Origin of the sequence: Herbaspirillum sp. AP02 (assembly GCF_015767275.1) — a bacterium.
GTDB lineage: Bacteria > Pseudomonadota > Gammaproteobacteria > Burkholderiales > Burkholderiaceae_D > Herbaspirillum.
Map to the genome: position 1 here is coordinate 133478 of NZ_JADWMY010000001.1, position 18869 is coordinate 152346.

Here is an 18869-nt window from a genome sequence, read left to right on the forward strand (position 1 = left end):
GTGCTCAAATGCCCGCAGGCGGGGAGTCGGGCGCGAAGCGACGCGGGCTTCCCGTATAATCGTGCGCGACGCGCAGCAGGGGCCAGGAGCGAGAAGTGTTCCGACCCGACTGCCCGAAGCGGATGCGAAAAACAATGAAGGGACCCGTGGGGCAAGGTAGTGCGCAGTTGACGGCACTTCCACTCCCGCCCCGCGCGACCGACCTCGGTGCTCACAGCTAGGCTTAAAGGTAAGTTTCACAACATGGCAGAATTTTCTTGGTTGCGCGGAAAGAGCCTGGCCGCGCAGATCGTTGCGGCGACCGATTGGACCCACAGTGCGCTGGGCGCGCCGCAGCAATGGTCGTCCGCCTTGCGGACCACTCTCAACATCGTGCTGCATTCCCCCACGCCGGCCCTGCTGGTGTGGGGCAACGGCCGTCACATGCTGTACAACGACGCGTTTGCCTCCTGTATCGGTGCCGCCCATCCTGCCGCTTTCGCGGCGGCGCTGGGCGGGGCCACCCTATGGGCGGGTGCCGGCAGGCAATGCGAAGCGGTCATCGAGGCCGCATTCGGGGGCGAGCAACAGCAACTGCGCCGTCTGCCGCTCTTCCATGACGACCACCAGAGCGTATCGAACGGTAATTATTGGGATGTGTCGTGCGTACCAGTCTGGGAAGAGGACGGCGACCCATATGGCGATGCAAGCGGCGTACTGTGCTACCTGACCCGTGCCAGCGGCCTGGATGCAGCGCTGGCCCATACCGACATGCTGCATGACCTGATGGACCAGTCGCCCAGTTTCAAGGCCGTGGTGCGGGGGCCGGAGCATGTGTTCGAACGTGTCAATGAGGCCTATTTCAAGCTCTTCGGCGACCGCCCGGTGCTGGGCCTGCCGGCGCGCCAGGCCTTGCCGGAACTGCTGGATGAAAACCTGTTTGCGCTGCTGGATCGCGTCTACCAGACCGGGCAGGCCTATACCGAACGTGGTGCCCGCGTTTTCCTGCGACATTCGGTCGAAGGCGGTTTTTCCGGTGCGGTACTGGACTTCGTGTTCCAGCCCATCAAGGGTAGCGACGGCAAGGTCGCGGGCATCTTCATCGAAGGCAATGACGTCACTGACTGCCATGTGGCCGAAGAGCGCCTGCGCATCGTCGACCGTGCCGGTGGCATCGGCATCTTCGAGTGGTTTCCCGATTCCGGCAAGCTGGCGGTGTCGGATCGTTTCCGTCGCCTGTGGGGCGTCGCGCCGGAAGGCGATGTGACCTCACAGCAGCTGGTGGACATGATCGACGAAGAGTTCCATCCCAACCTGGGGACGGCGCGCATCCGGGAAAGCGGCCCGCGCAATCCGCTCGAATACACCGAATACCATATCACCCGCCCGGACGGCGAGCAGCGCTGGCTGGCGCGCAAGGGGGAGGTGGTGCAGGATGACCCGCGCGCCGGAGCGCGCTATGTGGGCGTGGTGTTCGATGTCACCTCCCGCAAGTTGATGGAACAGGCGCTGGCCGCCTCGGAGGCGAGCGTGCGGGCCAACAATGCATTCGTGCGCCAGCTGCTGGATTCCACCGATCAGGGCTTCTTCTCGATTGACCGCGAAGGGACGGTTACGCTGTGCAACGTCGCCTTCCTGCAGATGCTGGGCTATGCCAGCGAGAAGGATGTGCTGGGTCGTTCCATCCACGAGGTGATCCTGGTGCCGGAGCAGGCTAGCCCGGCCAGCCGTACCGAATGCGCGGTGCTCAAGGCGGCACAGGAGGGCATCAGCGCCCATATCGACAGCGAAGAGTTTCTGCGCGTGGACGGCAGCAGCTTCCCGGTGCAATACCAGGCCCATCCGGTGTGGCAGGACGGTCAGTTGCAGGGGGCCCTGTGCACCTTCATCGACCTCACCGAACGTCGTCGTGGCCTGCAGGCCCTGTCCTGGAGCGAGAGCCGGCTGACCGCAATTTTCAACCAGGCCTCGGTGTGCTTTTCCGAGCTGGACCTGAAGGGCCGTTACCTGCGGGTGAACCAGGCCCTGTGCCGCATGCTCGGGCGTAGCGAAGAGGACCTGCTGCACATGACCCTGGCCGACGTCACCCATCCTGATGACGTGCCGATGAACATGTCGCTGTTCAACCGTTGCATCGAGGACGGACGTTCCTTCACGCTGGAAAAGCGCTATCTGCGTCCGGACGGGTCGACGTTCTGGGTTTCCAGCGACATCAGCCGCATCGTCGATGGCGAGGGCCGGCCGCAGGCGATGATCGCCGTGTCCACCGACATCACCGAACGCCGTCGCGCCGAGGATGCCCTGCGCGAACTCAATGACACCCTGGAACAGCGCGTGGTGGCCGAGATCATCGAGCGTACCCGGGCCGAGGCGGCACTGCGGCAGATGCAGAAGATGGAGGCGGTGGGACAGCTGACCGGGGGCGTGGCGCACGACTTCAACAACGTCCTGCAGATCATCGGCGGCAACCTGCAATTGCTGCAGAGCGATCCCCGCCTTGATGATCGCAGCCGACAACGGATACGTACCGCCGTCGGTGCGGTCGATCGCGGTGCCAAGCTGTCCTCGCAGCTGCTGGCCTTCGCCCGCCGGCAGCCGCTGCAGCCACGCAGTATCAATCTGGAGCGCGTGGTGCAGAACATGGACGACCTGCTGCGCCGTGCCGTGGGTGAGAATATCGAGATCTCCACCGTCATCACGCATGACCTGTGGAACAGCATGCTCGACCCCAACCAGGTCGAGAACCTGATCATCAACACCGCCATCAATGCGCGGGACGCCATGCCCAATGGCGGCCGCCTGACGCTGCAGATCGATAACGTGCAACTCAGCGACCCGGTGTTCCTGTCCCAGGCCGATCTGGCCGCGGGCGACTACGTCGAACTGCAGATTTCCGACAATGGCGCCGGCATGTCGCCGGAGGTGCGCGAACGCGCCTTCGAGCCCTTCTTCACCACCAAGCGCGAAGGCGAGGGCACCGGGCTGGGCCTGTCCATGGCATACGGCTTCGTCAAGCAGAGCAAGGGGCATATCAGCCTGCACAGCGAACCGGGCAAGGGCACCACCATCCGCATCTACTTCCCGCGTTGCGTGGAGGACGAGGTCGTCATCGACGACAGCCGCGACGTGCAGGTACGCGGCGGCGACGAGACCATCCTGGTGGTGGAGGACGATCCCAACCTGCAGCTCACCGTCATCGACACGCTCTCGTCCCTGGGCTATCGCGTGCTCAAGGCCGACAATGGCGAACGGGCGCTGGCCATCCTGCAGAGTGGCATGGCGGTGGACATGATGTTTACCGACGTGGTCATGCCGGGCAGCGTGCCGGTGACCGAACTGGCGCGCCAGGCGCGGCAATTGCTGCCGGATATCGAAATCCTCTTCACCTCGGGCTATCCGCGCGACGCCATCGTCCACGAAGGACGGCTGGATGCTGGCGTGGAGTTGCTTTCCAAGCCGTATCGCATCAACCAGTTGGCGCAGCGCATCCGGCACATGCTGTCCAACCGGGCGCATCGTATCGAGCTGGCCAGGGCCAGCCGCGAGCGCGACCTCGCGACCGCGTCGGCATCGGCATCGGCCACCATCCACGTCTTGCCGGTGGCCGAACGGCAGCACCACGCCGATGCCGTCGAGCAGCCTCTGCCCCAGGAAGCCTATGGCACCGCCGGTGGTTTTGCTGCGGGTGGCAGCGTCGGCGTGGCGGGCAGCGTGGCATCGCAGGGCGCCAGTGAGCCTGCGCAAGCCGTCAGTGGACTGCGCCTGCTGGTAGTGGAAGACAACATCGACTCCCAGCAACTGGTCTGTGAATTGCTGGAAACCCTGGGTCACCAGGCGCGTGGCGTGGCCAGCGGCGAAGAGGCCCAGCAGGCCCTGGAGGAGCAGCCGTTCGACGTGCTCTTCACCGATGTCAATTTGCCGGGCATATCCGGTGTGGAACTGGCCAAGCGCGCGCTGGAGCGGTTCCCGACGATGTCGGTGATCTTTGCTTCCGGTTACGGGGCGATGGTGGCGCGCAACGTGGGCTTCCCGTCGCATTCGCTGCCCAAGCCTTACGATATCGATCAGTTGCAGGAGATTCTGATGAAGATTGCGATGGCTTGATTTGTGCATGAGGGCAGGATTGCTGCCTTCTTATCATTATTTTTAATATCGATGCGCAGATTTTCGGCTGTGGGTTCAGCGAACCCACAGCCGTTTTATTTTGCGGTGGCTTGGACGGCTTCGCCGACGTCAAGCGCTACGGGGGAGATGCTATCTTTTTTTCCTCACATTGCATAAAATAAATAAGAATAATTATCGTTCATATTTTTTGGTTTGCCAGTGCAGGTAAAGTTTTGGCTCCACGCGCTTTCGGGTCATCGTCCATGCGCCTGCCAGATCCGCTGCATGCCCCCGCCGAAAGGCGGGCAGCAGGCCATATCGTCTCCTACACCATCCAGCTCCTAGCCAGATCTCGTCCATGCGCGCATTGCTCGTTCTTCTCCACCGCTGGTTCGGCCTTGCCGTTGCCGTGTTCCTGTTCATCGCCGGTGCCACCGGAGCGCTGATCTCCTGGGACCACGAACTCGACGCCTGGCTCAATCCTCAGCTGTTTAATGCCCGCAGTGCCGATCAACCCGGTGCCGGGGCGCCGTTGCCCGGCCTGGAACTGGCGCGCAGGGTGGAGCAGGCCGAGCCGCGTCTGCGGGTGACCTATGTGCTCACCGAGGCCGAGCCGGGCCATACCATCGGCATGATGATCGAGCCGCGTCTGGACCCGGCGACCGGCCAGCCGTTTACGCTGGATTACAACCAGATCGCCGTCGACCCCGTGACCGCCGAGATCCAGGGCCGGCGCATGTGGGGCGCCATCTCCCTGTCGCGGGAGAACCTGCTGCCCTTCCTCTACAAGCTGCATTACACGATGCACCTGCCCGACCTGGGCGGCATCGAGACCGGCATCTGGCTCATGGGCATCATCGGTATCGTCTGGATGCTGGACTGCTTCATCGCGCTCTACCTGTCCTTCCCCAACTGGCGGAGCTGGCGCAAGTCCCTGGCTTTCCGCTGGCGCGAGGGCGGACACAAGCTCAACTTCGATCTGCATCGGTCCGGGGGCGTCTGGGTCTGGGGCCTGCTGCTGGTGCTGGCGGTGACCTCGGTGTCGATGAACCTGGAGCGCCAGGTGATGCGTCCGATCCTGCAAACGGTCTCCACGCTGACCGCCGGTCCTTTCGAGACCCGCACGCCGTTGGCGGCCGACAAGGTGCCGGAGCCGCGCATCTCGCGTGAAGAGGTCGTGGCGCTGGGCCGGGCGCAAGGGCAGAAGCTGGGGCTGGATGAGCCGGTCGGTGGGGTCTTCTATTCCGGCATGTTCGGTGTCTATGGCGTGGGCTTCTTCCAGCCGGGCAATGACCATGGCGACGTCGGGCTGGGCAATGCCTGGCTGTATTTCGATGCCATGACGGGCGCCTATGAGGGCGGCAAGATTCCTGGCCGGGGCAGCGCCGGGGATCTCTTCCTGCAGGCCCAGTTCCCGCTGCATTCGGGCCGTATCCTGGGGCTGACCGGGCGGGTGATGGTGTCCCTGCTGGGGGCGCTGGTGGCCATGCTGTCGGTGACCGGGGTGATCATCTGGGTACGCAAGCGCAAGGCACGATTGCAGCAGCGTGAACGGCTGGCTGCACAAAAGACACCGGCCCGCGAGGGGCCGGTGGCGGAACTGCGGTAAGCGGGGCGGCGCTACGTCAGTGCATCAGTGCGCCATCAGGACCGGCAGCGTCATGGTCTTGAGGATGGTCAGCGTGACCCCGCCCAGCAGCACTTCACGGAAGCGGGTGTGGCCGTAGCCGCCCATGACCAGCAGGTCGGCGCCCTTGTCGGCGGCCAGCGAGAGCAGGGCGTTGCCGATGTCCAGCGGCGTCTGTTCCTGCGCCACTTCCACCTTCACCCCATGGCGCGCCAGATAGAGCGCGATGTCGGCGCCGGGTTGCTCGCCATGGGTGCCCAGGCGCTTGTCGGAATTGAAGATCACCACCGTCACGTTGTCCGCCTGGCGCAGCAGCGGCAGGGCGGCGGTGATGGCGCGGGTGGATTCCATGCTGCCGTCCCAGGCGATCAGCGCGTTCTTGCCGACGTGCTTGAATTCACCGGCGCTGGGGATGATCAGCACCGGGCGCGGGGCATTCAACATCACATACTCGGGCAGGTCGGTGAGGAAACTGTCGTCGGCATCGTCCAGGTCGGCCTGGCTGACCACCACCAGGTCGGCATAGCGCGCCTGCAGCGCCAGGCCACCTTCGGCGTCGTCATCGACGAAGCGCTTCTCGCAGGAAAGCACGCCCACGCTGTTGGCGATCTTGTCGAAGTTCTCCAGGGCCGCCAGGGCGCGGTCGCGGAAGCCATCCATCTGCGCGGCCACATAGGCGGCGCCTTCCATCGTGATGAAACTGGAGATGCCGCTGACAGCACTGCCGATCAGGTGCGCCTGCTGGGCGCGGGCCAGCTCGGCGGCGATGCGGATGCGCTGGGCGGCGTGACGCGACTGGTCGACATGGACCAGGATGGACTTGTAGCTCATGGTGACTCCTCGGAAATATCAGGTAGATCAGGTCGATCAGGTGGGACGGCATCCGGGGCTGGACGCCATGTATCCAGACTAGGCCGCTCCTGTCCGGGCGTCCAGCGCAATTGCGGCGCTGATTGACGCATGTCAATCGCGGCCGGCATCACTTCGCGGGCAGAATTCGGCGCGCCAACGATAGGCGCTTGCGGTGCGGTAGCGCCGGCTGGGTTATCCTTGTCGGCTTTGCGGTCTTTCCGTCATCCGACATTGCGTCATTGCCTCAGCGAGGAGCTTGCATGCCATCGATCTTCCATCTTGCCTACCACGTGCGCGACCTCGACCAGTCGCGCCGCTTCTATTGCGACCTGCTGGGTTGCGAAGAAGGGCGCAGTACCGACACCTGGGTCGACATCGACTTTTTCGGCCATCAGCTTTCCTTGCACCTGGGGCAACCCTTCGCCGTGAGCAACACCGGCAAGGTCGGTGAGCACATGGTGCCCATGCCGCACCTGGGGGTGATCCTGGAACTGCCCGAGTGGCAGCAACTGGCCGATCGCCTGACCGCCAGCGGCCAGGTCGAATTCGTGCTCAAGCCGCAGATCCGCTTTGCCGGTGAGCCGGGCGAACAGGCGACCATGTTCTTCCTCGACCCCTCCGGCAACCCCATCGAGGTCAAGGGTTTCAGGAGCCTGGCACAGGTGTACGCCAAATGAGCCCACGTACGCCGATTCCCTTCGTCAGCCAGGGCGACGCCGCCTCGGTCGCTGCCTGGCTGCAGGCCTTGCGCCATGTCATGCCGGAGGAACAGGTGGTGGCCTTCGCCGATCTGGACGACGCCCAGCGCGCCCAGTGCCGCCTGGCCATCGTCGCCAACCCGGACCCGGCCGAGCTGAAGCAGTTGCCGCAACTGCAGTGGGTGCATAGCGTGTGGGCGGGGGTGGAACGGCTGGTGGCCGACCTTGGGCAGTCGGACCTGCAGATCACGCGGCTGGTCGATCCCCGGTTGGCGGCGACCATGGCCGAGGCGGTGCTGGCCTGGACGCTCTATCTGCATCGCGACATGCCGCGCTATGCGCAGCAGCAGCGCGAGCAGCGCTGGCAGCAGCTGGACTACGTCGCACCGGAACAGCGCCGCATCGGCCTGCTGGGCCTGGGCGCGCTGGGCGAGGCGGCCGCCGTGGCGCTACGCCAGGCGCGCTTCCCGGTGGCGGGCTGGAGCCGCAGCCCGCGCCAGCTGGACGGCGTGGAGACCTTCAGTGGCATGGAGGGACTGGCGCAGCTGCTCTCACGCAGCGATATCCTGGTCTGCCTGCTGCCCCTGACCAACGACACCCGTGGCCTGCTGGATGCGGCGCGCCTGGCCTTGCTGCCGCCGCAGGCGCAACTGATCAACTTCGCCCGTGGTCCCATCATCGACGACGGCGCGCTGCGCCAGGCGCTGGATGCCGGCCAGCTGAAACATGCGGTACTGGACGTGTTTGCCACCGAGCCCCTGCCGCCGTCTTCCTGGCAATGGCCCCATCCCGCGGTGACGGTCTTGCCGCATTGCTCGGCCCCCACGGATGCCGCCACGGCCTCGGCCATTGTGGCGGGGAATATCCGGCATTACCGGGAGAGTGGGGAGATTCCAGCCAATGTGGATATCGGGCGGGGGTACTGACTGAGGTGGAAGGTATCCCCCCTCAATCCAGCCGATAATCCTTCCCGCACGCTGCCGCCGGTGGCAGCGGTTCTCCCGCCAGCTCCAGCAACGAGCGTTCGATTTCCAGGCTGATGGCGTCCAGCGCCAGGCCATTGGGGGAACAGGCGAAGGGCAGCGAGATTTCGCTGGCGATGGCTTCCAGCGCCAGGAAGGTGTAGGAGACGAAGACCGAAATCAGCGGTGTGGCAACACCGATGGCATCGACCAGGCCAAACGGCAGCAACAGGCAGTAGATGTAGACGGTCCGATGCAGCAGCACGCCGTAGGCGAAGGGGATGGGCGTGGAGGCGATGCGCTCGCTGGCGCCGATGCAGTGGTTGATCTCGTTGAGCTGCTGGTCGCAGGTCCACAGGCCAGTGTCGCTGAGCCGTCCCTGCCGGTTGGCCTGGGCCAGCATGGCGCGCAACTGATCCATCTGGTACACCGGGAGGTATTGCACCGTGCCGGCCGTGGCGTCGACCGCGGCCTCGGCCTCAGCCGCGCCCGGCAGCAGGCGCGCCATGTCCTCTCGTGGTGAAGTCTTGCGCAGCTGGTGCTTGAGCGCATAGGCCAATGCGATGATGCGATGGGTGAACAGCTTCTTGTGGGCTGCATCTTCGCCCGTCACGCCATAGCGCAAGCCCTGCGACGCCAGCGCCCGCGCTGCGATCAGCAGGGCGCCCCAGATCTTGCGGCCCTCCCAGTAGCGGTCATAGCTGGCGCTGTTGCGAAAGCCCAGGAAGATCGCCAGTGCCACCCCCAGCAGGGTGAAGGTGGAGGTGTTCAGCGGCAGCTTGTCGCCGAAGATCTTGCCGTCGGTCAAGACCGCCAGGGTGGAGAAGGCCGTCATCATCAGCATCTGCGGCATGATGGTGCGCAGCACCGAGCCGTTCCAGACGAAGAGCATGCGGAACCAGTGGGGCTGGGGGCGAACGATCATATTGGCTTCCCGGAACAGGAACGAAAAAGTCGAAGCCCCATGTTAATTCCACGCCGCCCGGGCAGGCGTAGACAGATGACGCCAGCGTCCGTGCATACAGCGGGCGCTGGTCCAGCCCTTACTGACGGGCGATGGTGAAGCCGATGGTATTGTGCCCGCCACCGCTGCTGGCAAAAGCCCGCCCGCCATGCATGCGCGCCACTGCCTTGACGATGGCCAGCCCCAGGCCATGACCATGGCTGCCGTTGATGTCCTGGCGGGCGCTGTCGACGCGGTAGAAGCGGTCGAACAGGCGGGGCAGGTGCTGTTCGTCGATGGCGGGGCCGGGGTTGGTGACCGCTACCCTGACCATTTCTTCACCTGCGGAAATATCAATGCGCAGCATCGCTCCTTGCGGCGAATGCTGGATGGCGTTCTGGATCAGGTTGGTCAGTGCCCGCTTGAAGAGTGCCGTTTCCATGGTCGCCGTGGCCTGGGTGTCGCCAGCCACGGTGATGCCCATGCCGGCGTCATCGAGCACGAACTCGAAGAAATCGGCCGTCTTCTGCACCTCCTCGGCCACCCGCGTCGCTACCCGGGCGGTGGCGGCCTCGCCCTGGTCGGAGCGGGCCAGGAACAGCATGTCATTGACGATGGAGCGGATGCGGTCCAGTTCTTCCAGGTTCGATTGCAGCACGTCCTTGAATTCGCCCGCGCTGCGCTCGCGTGCCAGCGCCACCTGGGTCTCGCCGATCAGGTTGGCCAGGGGCGTGCGCAGCTCATGGGCCACGTCGGCGTTGAAGGCTTCCAGTTGGGTATAGGCCTGTTCGATGCGCTCCAGTGCGCCATTGAAGGCGTCGGCCAGTACCGATAACTCTTCCGGCAGGGCTTCCACGGGCATGCGCGCTGACAGCTTGCGCGGCGAAAAGCTCTGGGCGCGGGCCGACATGCGGCGCAGCGGCGCCAGTCCGGCGCGGGCGATCCAGTAGCTGGAAATGACCGCCAGCACGATGCCCAGCAGCGAGGAAATGCTGGTCGCCAGCAAGAAGGTGCGGCGCATCTCGAAGTAGGGCGCGCCATCCACGCCGACCGTGACCCTTACTTCGGGACGATCCTCGTAGGCTGGCAGGGTGCGCGTCATGATGTGCAGGGGGAAGCGACGTCCTGGCAGGTGCAGGCGGCCCACCGACTTGCCGTCATCGTGGGTGATGGCAGCCGGGGTCAGGCGGCTGAGGTCGCCAAAGGTGAAGCGCGGGTCGTCGCTGGCGATCCAGAAGAACACATGCTGGTCCGCCTGCGACAGCGCCGAGAGCTTCATCTGCACCCGCCCCCAGCGCTCGGTGTTGCCGGCGCGCTCGATCTGGTAGCTGATGTCGTTGAGGGTGGTGAAGAGGGCGTCGCGCTCGTGGCGCAGCAGCTCTCCCTTGAGCACGGTGTAGAGCGCCACGCCGGCGAGGGCGAAGATCAACAGGGCCGAGGCCGCCGACATCAGCACCAGGCGCGCGGTGATCGATTGCCGCAAGGGCAGCCGACGTCGGCGCGAGGGCGGTGCAGGCGGTGTCGGCAGGGCGTCGGGCTCAGTCATCGCCGGCTTCGGCCGCAGCCCGGGGCTCCAGCACGTAACCCATGCCGCGCACGGTATGCAGCAGCTTTTGTTCGAAGGGCGCGTCGATCTTGGCGCGCAGGCGCTTGATGGCGACCTCGACCACGTTGGTGTTGCTGTCGAAGTTCATGTCCCAGACCAGTTCGGCAATGGCGGTCTTGGACAGGATTTCACCCTGGCGCCGCGCCATCACCGCCAGCAGGGCGAATTCCTTGGCGGTGAGGTCGATGCGCAGGCCGCCGCGAAAGGCCTTGCGCGAGAGCAGATCAATCTGCAGATCGCCGATGCGCAGTTGCGCCGGCTCCTGCGCGCGGCCGCGCCGGGTCAGGGCCTGCAGGCGGGCCAGCAGTTCCAGGAAGGAAAAGGGCTTGATCAGGTAGTCGTCGGCGCCGTCGTGCAAGCCCTTGATGCGGTCTTCCACGCTGTCGCGGGCGGTCAGCATGATGACCGGGGTCTGCTTGACCGTGCGCAGCGAGCGCAGCACGGCAAAGCCGTCCATCCCCGGCAGCATGACGTCGAGCACGATGACATCGTAGTCATGCTGGATCGCCAGGTGCTGTCCATCCACCCCGTTGGAGGCCAGGTCGACCGCGCATCCCTGCTCGGTGAGGCCCTTGCAGAGGTATTCGGACATCTTTTGTTCGTCTTCGACTATCAGGATCTTCATGCGGTCTCCATAGCCTGCGCCGGGGCAGGATCGCCCGGCATCAGTCCATGCCGGATTCTACCGTCCCGGCTTTTTATCGGTGAGGTCTTGTTTCAATGTTCCACCTGCGGCGGCTGTTGGGCCAGGCGGGCGGCCTTGCGCGCCTGGCGCGCCTTTTTCTTGCGTTCATACCAGTAGTGCGCGCGGTCCAGGTAGAGATAGACCACCGGGGTGGTGAACAGGGTCAGCGCCTGCGACAGCACCAGACCGCCCACCATGGCATAGCCCAGCGGCCGGCGCAGCTCGGAGCCGGCGCCATGGCCCAGCATCAGCGGCAGGCCCGACAGCAGGGCGCACATGGTGGTCATCATGATGGGGCGGAAGCGCAGCAGGCAGGCCTGGTAGATCGCTTCTTCCGGCTTCATGCCCTGGCTGCGTTCGGCGGTGAGGGCGAAGTCGATCATCATGATGCCGTTCTTCTTGACGATACCGATCAGCAGGATGATCCCGATCAGCGCGATCACCGACAGGTCGTAGCCGCCTATCATCAGGATCAGCAGGGCACCCACGCCGGCCGAGGGCAGCGTGGAGAGAATCGTCAGCGGGTGGATGTAGCTCTCGTAGAGCAGGCCCAGCACGATGTAGACCGCGATCAGTGCTGCCGCGATCAGGTAGGGTTGGGACGACAGCGAATCGCCGAAGGCCTTGGCCGTCCCCTGGAAATTGCCCACCAGGGTCTGCGGCACGCCCATCTCGTCCTTGGTCTTCTGGATGATGTCCACCGCCTCGCCCAGGGACACGCCCTTGGCCAGGTTGAAGGAAATCGTCACCGCCGGGAACTGGCTCTGGTGGCTGATCGAGAGGTAGGAGGTCTTGGTCGTATCGACCTTGACGAAGGTCGACAGCGGCACCTGCTGCCCGGTCAGGGGCGAGGTCAGGTAGAGCTTGTCGAACAGCGACGGGTCCTTCTGCAGCTGCGGCGTCACTTCCAGGATCACGCGATAGCTGTTGATCTGCGTGAAATACTGCGCGACCTGGCGCTGGCCGATGGCGTCGTAGATGGTGGCATCGATCAAGGCCGGCGAGATGCCGAAGCTGGACGCGCGGGCGCGGTCGATGGTGATCACCGCCGCCGCCGCCTGGTTCTGCTGGTCGGAGGCCACATCGGTCAGCTGCGGCAACTGGCGGAAACGCTCCAGCATGCGCGGCGCCCAGACGTTGAGCTCATCCAGGTCGGTATCGGTGACGGTGTACTGGTACTGGGTGCGCGAGAGGCGGCCGCCGACGTTGATGTCCTGGCTGGCCTGCATGAACAGGTTCACCCCCTGCACACGCGCCACCTTGGGGCGCAGCCGGGCGATGATCTCGTCGGCATTGGTGGTACGCCCCTGGTCCTTGGGTTTCAGGGCGATGAAGAACTGGCCGGTGTTGAAGGTGGTGGAACCGGCACTCATGGCAAAGCCGATCACGTCCGGGTCCTGGCGTACCACCTCGGCCACCTTCAGCAGGCGTTCATGCATGGCCGCCGAAGAGGTGTCCTGCGAGGATTCGGCAAAGCCGACGATGACGCCATTATCCTGCTGCGGGAAAAAACCCTTGGGGATGAAGATGAACAGCACCACCGTCAGCGCCACCGTCGCCAGGAAGCTCATGAGGGTGATGAACTGGTGCTTCATCACCACGTCCAGTCCGCGCTTGTAGCCGGCCAGCATGGCATCGAAGCAGCGTTCGAACCATTGATACAGCTTGCCGTGGCGCTGGCCATGCTCGTTCTTGAGGAAGCGCGAGCACAGCATGGGTGTCAAGGTCAGCGAGATCACCACCGACACGCCGATGGTCAGCGTGACCGTGACCGCAAACTCGCGGAACAGGCGGCCGACAATGCCGCCCATCAACAACAGCGGAATGAACACCGCCACCAGCGAGACCGAGATCGAGATGATGGTGAAGCCAATTTCGCCCGCGCCCTTCAAGGCCGCCTCCAGCGGTGACATGCCTTCCTCGACGTAGCGGTAGATGTTTTCCAGCATGACGATGGCGTCATCCACCACGAAGCCCACGGCGATGGTCAGGGCCATCAGCGAGAGGTTGTCGAGGCTGTAGCCGACCACGTACATCACGCCGGCCGTGCCCATGATGGCCAGCGGTACCGTGACCGAGGGGATCAGGGTGGCTGCCACGTTGCGCAGGAATACGAAGATCACCATCACCACCAGGGCGATGGTCAACACCAGGGTGAACTCCACATCCTCCACCGAGGCGCGGATGGTCTGGGTACGGTCGATCAGGGTATTGACATGGATGGCGGCCGGAATCGCTGCGCGCAGGCGCGGCATGGCGGCCTTGATGCGACCCACGGTCTCGATCACGTTGGCACCGGGTTGCTTGGTGATGGCCAGCACGATGGAGCGGCCGTTGGTGATGGTGTGGTCCGCCGTGTTGGCGGCGCCCGAGAAGGCCCAGGCGGCGATCTTGTTGTTCTCCGGTCCGTCGATGGCAATGCCGATGTCCTTGACCCGGATCGGCGCGCCATTGCGCCAGGCCAGGACCATGTCGTTCCACTGGTCAGCCTTGAGCAACTGGTCGTTGGTGTAGACGGTAAAGGCCTGGCGCGCGCCATCGACCGTACCCTTGGGCTGGTTCACGGTAGTGGTGGCGATGACGCCGCGGATGTCTTCCAGGCTCAGGCCCAGCGTGGCGATCTTGGCCGGATCGACCTGGATGCGCACGGCCGGCTTCTGCTGGCCGTTCACACTGACCAGGCCGACGCCGGAAATCTGCGAAATCTGCTGGGCCAGGATGTTGTCCGCATAGTCGTTGACCACCGTCAGCGGCAGCGCATCGGACTGCACCGACATGATCATGATGGGCGAGTCGGCCGGGTTGATCTTGCGGAAGGTCGGGGGATTCGGCAGGTTGGCCGGCAACTGCCCGGTGGAGGCGTTGATGGCCGCCTGCACATCCAGCGCGGCGGCGTCGATGTTGCGGTTCAGGTCGAACTGCAGGGTGATCTGGGTGGTGCCCAGCGTGCTCTGCGAGGTCATCTGCGAGAGCCCGGCGATGAGCGAGAACTGGCGTTCCAGCGGCTGCGCCACGTTGGAGGCCATGGTCTCCGGACTGCCCCCGGGCAGTTGCGCGGTGACCTGGATGGTCGGGAAGTCAACCTGCGGCAGCGGTGCTACCGGCAGCAGCGGCCAGACCGCGATGCCCACCAGCAGGATGGCGATCGCCAGCAGGGTGGTGCCGATGGGGCGCTTGATGAAGGCGGCGGAAACGCTCACTGGGTGCTTCCTTTCGCATCGGTGCCGGCGGCGCTGCCCTGGGCCTTGGCAGGTTGCGGCTTGCTCTCGACGATGCGGCTGCCCGGCTTGAGCTTGTACTGGCCGTCGATGACCACGCGCTGGCCGGCGGTGACACCGCTATCGGCGGCCAGCACGGCCACGCCGTCCTGGATGCGATCGACCTTGACCGGCTGCATGTTGGCCTTGTCGTCCTGGTCGATGGCATAGACATAGGTGCCCTGCTGGTTGCGCTGGACGGCGGCGGCCGGCACGGTCAGGGCATTGCCGTGGGAATTCATCTGCAGGCGGGCATTGACGTACTGGCCCGGCCACAGCTTGTGCTCGGCATTGTCGAAGCGGGCCTTGAGCTGCACCGTGCCGCTCGTGGTGTTGATCTGGTTATCCAGCAGCACCAGCTTGCCGGTGGCCAGCACTTCCTGCGAGTCGCGGGCATAGGCGCTGACCTTGAGCGGCTGCTGGCTGCCGCGCTGGGCGCGGTTGATGGCCACCACCGCCTCCTCGGGCAGGGTAAAGACCAGGGTGATCGGATCGATCTGGTTGATCACCACCAGCCCATTGGCATCGGTCGCGTGCACGATGTTGCCGGGGTCCACCAGACGTGCGCCCACGCGCCCGGAGAGCGGGGCATTGATGGTGGTGTAGCTCAATTGCACCTTGGCATAGGCCACCTGCGCCTCGTCGGTCTTGACCGCTGCTTCCAGCTGCGCCACCAACGCCTTTTGCGTATCCAGCTGCTGCTGGGTGGCCGCGTCCTGGCCGCGCAGGGTGGTGTAGCGCTGCAGGTCCAGTCGTGCATTGGTCAGGGTGGCGGCATCCTTGGCCCGTTGTGCCTCGGCCTGTGCCAGTTGCGCCTGCAGGGCGCGCGGGTCGATCTGGGCCAGCAGTTGGCCTTTCTTGACCTCTTCACCTTCCTTGAAGCCGACCTTGTCCAACTGGCCGTCGATGCGGGTCTTGACCACCACGCTGGCATTGGCGGTGACCGTGCCCACGCCGGCCAGGTAGAGCGGCAGGTCGCGTTCCTGCACGGTCGCCAGCGAGACCGCCACCGGCGGCGGCGCCTTGGCCGCCGGCTGGTCGGCCGCGCGGGCGTGTTCGACATAGGACCAGGCGCCGATGCCGGCCGCCAGGATCAGGGCCGTGGCAACGAACACGGCGAGGGGAGAGCGCTGGGGAGATTGGGGTGAGGTGGTCATGCCTGAAACTCGTCCTGAAATGATCGCTGTTGATTCGGAAAAGGGTGCGTGGCCGCGCTTAGCGGGCAGCCATCGGCGGGGCAGAAGGTGTCGACGTTGCAGCATCGGCCGCCCCGGCCTGCCAGCCACCACCGGTGGCCTTGATCAGGGCGACGCTGGCCACCAATTGCCGGCCCAGCAGGGTCACGGCATTGCGCTGGTTGGTCAGCGACGTGGCCTGGGTGGTCACCACCGACAGATAGGTGACGGTGCCGGCCTGGTACTGGCGCATCGCCAGTCGTTCGGCCAGTTGCGCCGATTGCACCGCCTGCGCCTGGACCGCGCTTTCCTGGTCCAGCACGCGCAGGGTGGAGAGGTTGTCTTCCACTTCCTGCAGGCCACCCAGCACGGTCTGCTTGTATTGCGCCACGGCGGCATCGAAGGCGGCCGTGGCCGCATCGTTGCGGGCGCTGCGGGCGCCGCCGTCGAACAGGGTCTCGGCCAGCGCCGCGCCCAGCGACCAGACCCGGCCGGGGGTGTTGAACAGCTGCGCAAAGGCCGGACTGTTGTAGCCGCCGCTGGTGGAGAGCGTGAGGGTCGGGAAATACGCCGCCTGTGCCACGCCGATGTTGGCATTGGCGGCAGCGGCCAGGCGCTCGGCATTGGCGATGTCGGGACGACGTTCCAGCAGGTCCGAAGGCAGCCCGGCAGGAATCTGCGGCAGGCTGGCCTGCAGGCGCTGGGCATTGGCATCCATGGCCTCGTCGCTCGCAGTGGCGGCGGCCACCGGGGCCAGCGTGAAGGTTGCCGGGGCCTTGCCGATCAGCATGGCGATGGCGTGTTCCAGCTGGTTGCGGGTAGCGTCGAGGTCGATCAGTTGGGCCTGGGCGGCGCGCAACTGAGTGTCGGCCTGGGCCACATCGGAGCGCAGGGCGGTGCCGGCTTCGTATTGATGGGTGGTCAGCTGCAGCGAACGGCGATAGGCCTCCACCGTGCGACGGTACAGGTCCTTCTGCAGATCGGTCACGCGCAGTTGCAGGTAATCCTGGGCCAGCGTGGCCTGGATCGCCAGGCGGGCTGCCGCCAGGCTGGCCGCACTGGCCTGGGCGCTGGCGTCGCCTGCTTCGGCGCCACGCCGGATGCGGCCCCAGACATCGGCCTCCCAGGAGGCATTAAGACCCACCGTATAGGTGTCGGCCAGCCGCTGCACGCCGTTGCTGTTGGTCTGTCCGCGCGCGGCGCCGGCCTGCAGGCCGACGGTCGGCCACAGGCTGGCGCGGGCCAGGGCTGCGGTGGCTTGGGCCTGGCGGTACTGGGCGGCAGCCTGCTGGATGGTCTGGTTGGCGGCGTTGGCCTGGGTGATCAGGTCATTGAGGATGGGGTCGCCATAGGCTTGCCACCAGGGCTGGTGGTCGTCGACCTGGCGCGGCGCGGCCTGCTTCCAGGGGCCGGCTTCCTTGTAGGCCTGCGGCAGGTCCATGGCCGGCCGCACGTAGTCGGGGCCGACCGCGCAACCGCCCAGCAGCGCGGCCAGCAACAGCACCGTCATTCCCTTCTTGGCGCGGAAGGGGGTTCGATTGTTGGGATGAGTGAAATGACGGGTACTGACGCTGGCTGCGACGCGGCGAAACGGGACGACCATAGGGCTCACGGAGATGGCTTGCGGATGACGGACTGGCCGACCCGGCGCCCCTCAGCACCCGCAACCGGCCCCTGCTTACAACGGTAATGTAATCGTTGCCCCTCGACGTCAGGCTGACATCAAGATGACAATTCTGTCAGCCAGGGCGGGGGCCGGTGTAGGCGGCGCGGGGCCGGATCAGGCTGCCGTCGCGCCCCTGTTCCAGCGCATGGGCGATCCAGCCCAGCGAGCGACCCAGCGCAAACAGGCCGAAGGCACTACCGGCAGGCAGGCCCAGATGACGGCGCAGCGCCGCCAGGGCGAAATCGACCGAAGGGGCATGGCCGGTCAGCTCCCGCACGGTGGCGATGGCGACCTGCCAGCGGGGATGGGCCTTGAGGAAGCCCACCAGCAGGGCCTGCGCCCGCACGTCGCCCTGCGGATAGAGATGGTGGCCGAAGCCGGGCAGGTCGTCACCCCGTGCCAGCCGTTCGCGCAGGGCCTGGGCCGGATCGTGCGCCGTCTCCAGCATTTCCAGCAAGGCCTCGACCCGGGCCGTGGTGCCGCCATGCAGGGGGCCGCTCAGGGCCGCTAGCCCGCCGACGATGGACGCCTGCAGATTGGCACCGGTGGAGGCGATGCAGCGCGCAGTGAAGCCGGAGGCATTCAGTTCATGATCGGCGCACAGCACCAGCGCCCGCCGGACCAGGTCGGCACCGGCCGCATCCAGTTGCCAGGCCTGGGCGCATTGCAGGTGCAGGGCTTGCGTGGAGGGCCTGCTACCCAGCAGGCAGGCCGCCAGGCGGCGCACCAGCAACCCGCTGCTGGCCAGCCGGCGTGCCGGCGGCAACTGCCACTGGGCACCGATGTCGTCGGCACAGGCCAGGGAGAACAGGGGCAGTAGCGTCTGTTCGGCCCGACGTTCATTCCATTGCGTCGCCAGTGCATCAAATCCTGTGGGCAAGGAGGGAGCGGCGTGGTCGAAGGCCTCTTCCACGGTGCAGTCCCAGAGCAGGGCAGCGGTTTCTTCGACGCTGGCCTGCGCGCTGAAAGTCACCGCATCCCGGCCGCGATAGTACAGGCGCCCATCTTCGATCAGGGTCAGCGCCGACTCCAGCACCGGCAAGCCCCAGTCCAGCGCCGCCCGCGCCACTTCGCGGGGCTTGCGGCCACGGGTGCGGTTGACCGCCAGGCGTTCCACTTCGGCGGCCAGGTAACGGCTTTCCCGCGCTTCTTCCCCCGGATGGGCGTGCAGCAGGCCACGGCTGACGTAGGCATACAAGGTCTGGCGCGACACGCCCAGCAGGGCGGCGGCGTCGGCGGAAGAGAGATAGGTGCTCACGGCGGGTCCAAATCGGTCGATAAGTTGATTAAATTAATCAATATTGACGATTAATTC

General features: G+C 65.5%; 12 protein-coding genes. 4 read left to right on the top strand and 8 right to left on the bottom strand.

The features are described from left to right. The first annotated feature begins 243 nt into the window (after positions 1-243). On the top strand, positions 244-4083 hold the full coding sequence (locus I5R65_RS00570) for a PAS domain S-box protein (protein WP_196871808.1): 3840 nt from the start codon (positions 244-246) through the stop codon (positions 4081-4083). A 358-nt stretch (positions 4084-4441) separates the two neighbouring features. Continuing rightward, on the top strand, positions 4442-5692 hold the full coding sequence (locus tag I5R65_RS00575; protein ID WP_196871809.1) for a PepSY domain-containing protein: 1251 nt from the start codon (positions 4442-4444) through the stop codon (positions 5690-5692). Between the two features lie 24 nt (positions 5693-5716). Here I5R65_RS00575 and I5R65_RS00580 read toward each other — a convergent pair whose 3' ends face one another. After that, complete coding sequence (locus I5R65_RS00580) at positions 5717-6541, bottom strand: universal stress protein (protein ID WP_196871810.1); 825 nt, start codon at positions 6539-6541, stop codon at positions 5717-5719. Positions 6542-6822: 281 nt separating this feature from the next. Between I5R65_RS00580 and I5R65_RS00585 the strand changes: the two genes are divergently transcribed. Further along, positions 6823-7239: a VOC family protein gene (locus I5R65_RS00585; protein ID WP_006462307.1), complete on the top strand. Its 417-nt coding sequence runs from the start codon at positions 6823-6825 to the stop codon at positions 7237-7239. Further along, positions 7236-8186, top strand: coding sequence for a glyoxylate/hydroxypyruvate reductase A (locus I5R65_RS00590; protein ID WP_196871811.1), 951 nt, complete (start codon positions 7236-7238; stop codon positions 8184-8186). Before I5R65_RS00585 ends, I5R65_RS00590 begins: the two co-directional genes overlap by 4 nt. Positions 8187-8208: 22 nt before the next feature. On the opposite strand, the gene I5R65_RS00595 is transcribed toward I5R65_RS00590, so the two are convergent. From I5R65_RS00595 to I5R65_RS00625, 7 genes are all read right to left on the bottom strand, one after another. Further along, on the bottom strand, positions 8209-9147 hold the full coding sequence (locus I5R65_RS00595) for a bestrophin family protein (RefSeq protein WP_196871812.1): 939 nt from the start codon (positions 9145-9147) through the stop codon (positions 8209-8211). 118 nt (positions 9148-9265) lie between these two features. Next, the gene (locus I5R65_RS00600; protein WP_196871813.1) at positions 9266-10711 is read right to left on the bottom strand and encodes a heavy metal sensor histidine kinase; all 1446 of its coding nucleotides are present in this window, start codon (positions 10709-10711) and stop codon (positions 9266-9268) included. After that, positions 10704-11396 (bottom strand): heavy metal response regulator transcription factor, encoded by a 693-nt coding sequence (locus tag I5R65_RS00605; RefSeq protein ID WP_196871814.1) that lies wholly within the window; start codon positions 11394-11396, stop codon positions 10704-10706. Before I5R65_RS00605 ends, I5R65_RS00600 begins: the two co-directional genes overlap by 8 nt. Positions 11397-11488: 92 nt before the next feature. Next, positions 11489-14656, bottom strand: coding sequence for an efflux RND transporter permease subunit (locus I5R65_RS00610; protein ID WP_196871815.1), 3168 nt, complete (start codon positions 14654-14656; stop codon positions 11489-11491). Beyond that, entirely contained in the window at positions 14653-15870 is a 1218-nt protein-coding gene (locus I5R65_RS00615) for an efflux RND transporter periplasmic adaptor subunit (protein ID WP_196871816.1), read from the bottom strand. The genes I5R65_RS00610 and I5R65_RS00615 overlap by 4 nt, the downstream gene beginning before the upstream one ends. 58 nt (positions 15871-15928) lie before the next feature. After that, the gene (locus I5R65_RS00620; protein WP_196871817.1) at positions 15929-17491 is read right to left on the bottom strand and encodes an efflux transporter outer membrane subunit; all 1563 of its coding nucleotides are present in this window, start codon (positions 17489-17491) and stop codon (positions 15929-15931) included. Positions 17492-17627: 136 nt separating this feature from the next. Beyond that, positions 17628-18812, bottom strand: a complete 1185-nt coding sequence (locus tag I5R65_RS00625) for a citrate synthase family protein (protein WP_196871818.1) — start codon at positions 18810-18812, stop codon at positions 17628-17630. Positions 18813-18869 lie beyond the last annotated feature (57 nt).